The organism is Rhodoferax sp. UBA5149 (genome assembly GCF_002413825.1).
GTDB lineage: Bacteria > Pseudomonadota > Gammaproteobacteria > Burkholderiales > Burkholderiaceae_C > Rhodoferax.
Genome location: NZ_DHXT01000167.1, coordinates 22003 through 28723, shown reverse-complemented (window position 1 = coordinate 28723; position 6721 = coordinate 22003). Strand labels below are relative to the sequence as shown.

Below are 6721 nucleotides of genomic sequence, written 5' to 3'. Positions count from 1 at the left end.
AACACGGCGCGCGGCTGGAAGGTTTCGAACTCCAGCGAACCCTCCAGATGTCGGCGCGCACGCAATTGCTGGGCCAGCGCGTCCTGGCTGCGCAGTTGCGCCTCCATGCCGGGCACGCTGGCCGCCGCGGCCGGCAGCGCGCCCTCGCCTTCGATCCAGGCGCTCACCGCGTCATAGGCGAGCTTGGCTTTGTTGCGCACGCGGGCCCGGTACACCGTGGTGTTGGCCAGCGTCGCGTCGGCGTTGAAAACCATCTCGGTTACCAGCGCCAGCCGCTCCTCGCCCAAGTTGAGCGAGCTCAGATCGGTGGACAGACGCTCGGGCAGCATCGGGAAGATGCGCGCGGAGGTGTAGACCGAGGTCGTGTTGGCCAGGGCGTGCTCGTCAATGGCCGTGCCTTTTTTGACCAGTGCGTCCACGTCGGCGATGGCCACCAGCATTTTGACGCCGCCTTTGCCCAGCAGCTCGCAGACGGTGAGCTGGTCCAGATCGAGCGAGTCATCGTTGTCGATGGAACACCAAAGCAGACCCGTGAGATCGCGAATGGACGCATCGGCGTCGCGGCCGGGGCCGGTGATCGAGGCCAGCTGCTGCGCGACAGCGGCCGAGAACTCGGCTTGCAGGCCGCGCTCGGACATGACGCGGATAGCAATGCGAACGAGGTCGGAGCGGAGATGGTGGTGGTTGGCGTTCATGCGGTCAATATACATGCTGTCTCAGGTGAACCATTTCTTCATATCCACCGTTGACCGTTGTCCGACCTCGGCCGACTGCGCCGACAGCCAGTCCGTGGCACGCTCGCGGCCCTGTGCCCGCAGCAGCGTGAGAAACGGGCCGTAAGCCAGCACCTTGGTCTCGGAGCGCTGCAGGCTCGGCACCTGGTTCGAATCGATCATGTGAAAGCGCATCTTCTGCAGCCGCCGCTCCAGCCGACCCCAGGTCAGGAAGGTCGGGTTTGAAAATTCAGTCGCCTGCGCGAACATCCGCATCTCGCGCATGAAGTTGGCACTGAACGCCAGCTCGACGATGCGCTCCTCGATTTCCTCCACCGTGTTCAACCGGCCTTCGCGTTGCAGCGGACTCAGCAGCACCAACAAAATGTCACGCGATTCGCAGTCGTAGAACAAGGGGAATACCGCCGGGTTGGCCGCGTAGCCGCCGTCCCAATGCGGCTCGCCGTCGATCTCCACCGGGTGATGGATTTTGGGCAGACAGGCGGAGGCCAGCAACACATCAACGGTGAGCTCAGTTTCGCGAAACACCCGCAGCTTGCCGGTGTTGGCCTGCGTGGTGCCGATAAACAACTTGAAGGGGCTCGCTTCGCGCAAGCGCTCGAAATCCACCTGTCGGTTGAGCAGATCACGCAAGGGATTCAGATCCAGAGGGTTGAGCTGAGAGGGCGAAAAGTACCCGGCCCAACTCGCCAGCAACTTGCTGGCCGGCGACAGGCTGATGGCCTCGCCCTGGCCGTGGGTCGTCATGCCCCAAGGCATTTGCTTGCCGACTTCGGTCCAGAAATCCGACAAACCCTGGCGCGCACCATCACGCCCGCCCTTTGCCCAGCCATCGGCAAACATCACGGCGTTCATGGCCCCGGCGCTGCTGCCGCTCAAGCCCTCAAACACCAGGCCCGGGTCTTCGAGCAGCGCGTCCAGCACGCCCCAGGTGAACGCCCCGTGGGCACCCCCGCCCTGAAGCGCCAGGTTGAGTCGGCGCGGCGAGCTGCCTAACAAACGTTTGAGCCGGGCGAGGCCTGACATCGTCGGAACGACTGGACGCCTGGGTGTTGCAGAGATGTCGGTCATAGGAACTCCTTCTCGACGCACAAGGTGCCATGCGAGCAGGGGCAGTATAGGGTTTTCCCTAGCCATGCGTTTATCGGAGCGCCAAGAAAGACCGATCCAGCCGATTCAGGAATTTGCTTGAATTGAATACTGTGCTGTTCACCATCACGAGGGAGGCCATGCCTTTCGCCCGGTAAAGGCGCATCTCGCTATGAAAGCCGCCACCCCCGCCCTCTTTGAAGAAATAGGTCTCGCCGCCTGTTTTGCCAAGGTGCCAGCCCAGCGTCATCGGGATCGGCTGGCCTGCGCTGTCGGTTTGCCGGGTTTCCAACAAGCGCTTGGTCGCGGGGCTGAACAAAGCCGACTCGGACTGCAACTGGTCTTGCAGAAAACGACTGAAGCCGCGCGCCGTGCCGACCAGTCCGCCAAAGGCCGGGCCATTCAGTTGGTGGTTTTTCAAGCGTAACCAACGGCCCTCGTACCGTCCCCAATATTTGCTGTCGGTGACGAAACTCTTCACCAGATTCATCACGGAGTATTTGGCAAGATAGCCATTGGCATGTCGGGCCGGGTTGGGAATGGAAAAAGCCATCTCCTGCGTTGAAAGACCCAAGGACGCAATAATATTTTTTCTCACATAGTCCGGGTAGGACTGTCCCGTTGCCTGCTCGATGATTTTGCCGAGAAGCCAATAGCCAATATTGGAGTAGGCAAACTTCTGGCCCGGCTCAAATGCGAGTTGGGGGTGGTCGCGCAGAACCCGGGCCAGTGCCGCGTCTTCGTCAAAACTCGCGTCCTCTTGCACCAAATGCACCCAGCGCAGGGGGATTGGGTTGGGAGCGCCGGAAGTGTGGTCCAGCAGTTGGCGAATGGTCATGTGACGCCCCCCATAGGGCTTGTTCGACAAGTAGCGGTCAATCTCGTCGTCCAATCCCAATTTTCCCAGCGCCACCAATTGCAGAATGGCGACGGCGGTGAAGGTCTTGGTCATCGAGTACGCCATCAGCGTGGTGTCCAGCGTCATCGCTTTGTGATTCTGAATATCGGCCCAGCCGCCCGCGTACTCGAAAAGGGTTTCATCGGCGTCCACGACAAGGTATTGCAGACCCGGGACTTGTGACCCGGCATACTGATCCAGAACGTCTGTCACCTTGCCCTTGTCGGCCGGGCGTTCACGGTGCGGTTTGCTCTCAACGGTCCGGGTCGACGCAGGCGCAAAGAGGCCGCTGGCGCGAGCGCTTGGGCCAGGCTCACCCAAGAACTTGCCAATGACGTCAACGCTCCACGCCGGGTTCAGCGTGAGCATGTTGTGGCCCATGGCTTTGGCCTCGCGATGCACGGTCTGCGCGGGCAGGAAGGGCATGTGAAACTGCTGCTGGAACCGGTAGCCAATGAAACTGCATTCGCTGCTCAGCAGCAGCAGCTGGCCGGTGTAGGCGGCCGTGTTGTGGGTGAGGTCCTGCGTGAAGCTTTCCGGATGATCCAGCACCGGCTTGAGCATATTGGAAAAGGCAGCGTAACCGGCGCGTTCAAAGGCGTTTGGCGGCATTGATTCCCCCTCGCACTGATACGGTCCACCCGGCTTGGCCCGGTTCATCAATCGCGTCATGACGTAGTCGAATCGTTCATGGCCGTCGTGGGTCGAAACGAAAGGGCTCAACAAAATGTATTTCATCAGGGGCAGCGCATCCCAAAATGATTGGGACGCCTTGAGGCGACGCACAAATTCTTTGGCGCAGAGCGGATTCAACATACCCGGCTCCACGACCACCGCGTGGCTGACCCGGTCCGGGTGCCGGCCCAGATAAGCCACCACCAGCATGGCGCCCCACGAGTGGCCGATCAGCTTGACTTGCCCCGGCCCGCCGTAATGACGCACGATACGGTGGAGGTCGTCCAAGCTGCTCTCCAGCGTCAGTAGTTCCTTGTTGACTCTCGGCGACAAGCCCGTTCCGCGCTGGTCATAAAAGACAAGGTAGTGGGTCTTGGCCAGGTCCTGAAGGGGATAAAGATACTTCGAATCGCCGCCCGGACCGCCGTGGACCACAACCAGCGGCGGCAGGCGCGGGTCGCCATAGGTTCGAACATGAAACTTGTAGCCGCTCAGCTCGACATATTCCAGGTTTGCGTCGTTTTGTACCGTGGGCGGAACTGCGGTGCAGCCCGCGAAGAGTCCCAGGACGGAGAAAGTCATTACGGTAAGGAGTCTTGTTTTGAGCGTCAATCGAAGCCTGCAGCAGGTCGTCGCGTGTGCTCAAGGGATGCCCCCAAGATCGCCTGACGAACGCGCTCCGCACGCATCGGCAGGCGGAACATGCGCGCCCCGGTGGCGTCAAATACCGCATTGGCGATCACCGCTCCGGTCGTGGTGATCGACGGTTCCCCACCGCCCTGCGGCGCCAGATTGTCGTTCTTGACGAGCACGGTCTCGATTCGAGGAACCCAGGAGAAGCGTGGGATATCGTAGGTGTCGAAGTTTCGGTCAAGAATCTCGCCGCCGCTGAACCGAAGCTCCTCGCTCAATACGTAACCGAGCCCCATGGTGATACCGCCTTCGATTTGCATCTTCGCGCCGTCGGGATTCACGACGATCCCCATGTCCTGTGCGCAAACAATCCGCAGCACTTTCACTTTTCCGGTCACCGAATCCACCTTCACCTCGGCCATCGTCGCGACGTAGGTCCCGGCGTCCATGCTGCACGCCAGCCCGACACCTCTGCCACTCGGCGCAGCGGCCGCCTTCCAGCCAAAAGCAGCGGCGGCGGCCTGCAGGACTCTGCGCATCCTGGCATCCGTGAGATGTCGAAGACGGAACGCCAGCGGGTCCGCTGCAGCCGCTGCGGCCATGATGTCAATTTGTGACTCGGTGGCAAACACGTTCATGTTGGCGCCCGGCGCCCGCCACGGCCCGACGGCAAACGGATGAACGCTTGCCCCCGCAGCCGTCGGATCGTACGCTGTGCGCCCGGCCAAACGAATCTGGGCGTTCGGAATATCGTAGAAAGTACTGGCGCCACGGTCCCCGGCAGCGTAGACCGAATAGTCCCAAAACGAGATTCTTCCATCCCGATCCAGGCCCGAGACAATTTTGACGACCGCAGCGGGATCGAAAGTATCGTTGAAAAACTCCTCCGAGCGGCTCCAGGCCACTTGCACGGGTTTGCCGGTGATGTGTGCCAGCCGTGCCGCTTCAACGGCCTGACCGTCCGCACTCTTGCCGCCAAACCCGCCGCCGAGGAACGGCGTCATCACGCGCACGTTCTTCGGGTCGAGTCCGAGAATCTTTGCGAGCCGGTCCCGCGTCGGAAACGGCGTTTGCGTCGACGCCCAGACCGTGGCTTTGCCGCCCTTGATTTCAGCCACTGCGGCGTGCGGCTCGATGGCTGCGTGTGCGACATACCCCTTCTGGTACGTCGTCTCGAACAAACGCGCGGCACCGGCCCGCGCTGCGGCAAGATCGCCTCGATTCACCAAATTTCCTGGCTCGCCAGAGTGCTTGACGATGTGATCAAAAATGCTTTCTGGGTCCACCTTCGCCTCGGGTCGGCGCCAGTCCGCTGCGAGGCGCCCGAGCGCGACGTCCGCGGCTTGCGGATCGGCGTGCAACACGGCGACCAGGTCGCCACGCCTGACAAGCGTGATCCCGGGCAACTTCTCCGCGCCCGACGTGTCGAGCCGTGTCAGTGTCGCGCCATGCATCGGCGGACGCAGGATCCGCGCGTAGAGCATGCCGGGGAGCCTGATGTCGGCCGCGTATTTCGCCGCCCCCGTTACTTTCTCAAGGGCATCGAGCCGCTGCGGCGAACCACCCATCACCCGGAATTCGGAGGCGGCCCGCAAAACAGCTTTCTGGTCCACCACTTGCGCGATTCGCGCTCCCCTGGAAAGCTCGCCGTAGCTAACGTTTCGGTTCGGCTCGTTGACGACAGACACTACGCCGTCCTTCAGCACAAGTTGTTCCTCCGGAACACCAAGCTTCCTGGCAGCCAGCGTCATCAAGGCGACACGAGCCTTGGCTGCTGCCGCGCGCAGTGCGGGCCCGAACATGCGGGTGGTCAGGGAGCCGAACGTCCCCATGTCCCAAGGGCATTGGTCGGTGTCGCCCAGAACCATGTCAATCGCCGCGAGTTCAACGCCCAACTCCTCGGCCACCATTTGCGCCTGGGAGGTCAACACGCCTTGACCCATCTCGATCTTGCCGGAAAAAACGGTGACACGACCGTTCTCGCCGATCACCAGATAGGCATTGAAATCCTCCGGATAGAGGCGAGTGGCATCTTGCGCGAAGGCCGCCAAGGGGCCCAGGTCAACGAACATGACAATTCCGCCTCCCAGCAGTTTGAAAAAACTGCGGCGGCGCACACCGGCAGACGCGCTCATGATCGACCTCCCATTTGACGGGCTGCGAATTCAATCGCTTCGACAATCCTCTGGTGAGCTCCGCAGCGGCACAGGTTGTGGTCCATGCGGGCGACAATGGCGCCACGTGAAGGTTGCGGATTTTCGCGCAGGAACGCAGACGCGTCCAGCAGCATTCCGGGCGTGCAGTAGCCGCATTGCAGCGCGCCGTGGTCGATAAAGGCTTGCTGCAGTGGATGCAGTTTTCCGTCACGGCCCAGCCCCTCGATGGTGACGACTTCCTTGCCGGCTACGCTCTTGAGAGACGTGTTGCAAGAACGTACAGCCTTGCCGCCGACGGTCACGGTACAGGCGCCGCACAGTCCTTCACCGCAGCCGTACTTTGAGCCTGTGAGCGCCAGATCCGTGCGCAAAACCCACAGGAGCACACGTTCGTCGTCGGTGTCAAGCGCGATAGGGCGGCCGTTCAGAACAAATCGGGTCGTGCGTCGCATAGGACCTCCGTATAAAGTCCGAAATTCGAAAATAGAGCCACGTTCACCTGCCAAGCCACAGCGGCAGACTGAAAACAATCTTTG

General features: G+C 61.5%; 5 protein-coding genes. All 5 read right to left on the bottom strand.

The genetic code is table 11. From position 1 onward, the window contains the following. Nucleotides 1–710 (bottom strand): ribonuclease catalytic domain-containing protein (locus B3V69_RS15355; protein WP_296447888.1); only part of this gene is annotated, 710 nt, incomplete at its 3' end. 6 nt (nt 711–716) lie between these two features. Beyond that, a complete protein-coding gene (locus tag B3V69_RS15350) occupies nt 717–1805 on the bottom strand; it encodes a patatin-like phospholipase family protein (RefSeq protein ID WP_296447887.1) in 1089 nt (362 codons plus the stop codon). A gap of 70 nt (nt 1806–1875) precedes the next feature. Next, a complete protein-coding gene (locus B3V69_RS15345; protein WP_296447886.1) occupies nt 1876–3978 on the bottom strand; it encodes an alpha/beta fold hydrolase in 2103 nt (700 codons plus the stop codon). Between the two features lie 26 nt (nt 3979–4004). Continuing rightward, the gene (locus B3V69_RS15340; RefSeq protein WP_296447885.1) at nt 4005–6164 is read right to left on the bottom strand and encodes a xanthine dehydrogenase family protein molybdopterin-binding subunit; all 2160 of its coding nucleotides are present in this window, start codon (nt 6162–6164) and stop codon (nt 4005–4007) included. After that, nucleotides 6161–6637 (bottom strand): (2Fe-2S)-binding protein, encoded by a 477-nt coding sequence (locus tag B3V69_RS15335; protein ID WP_296447884.1) that lies wholly within the window; start codon nt 6635–6637, stop codon nt 6161–6163. Before B3V69_RS15335 ends, B3V69_RS15340 begins: the two co-directional genes overlap by 4 nt. Nucleotides 6638–6721: the final 84 nt, after the last annotated feature.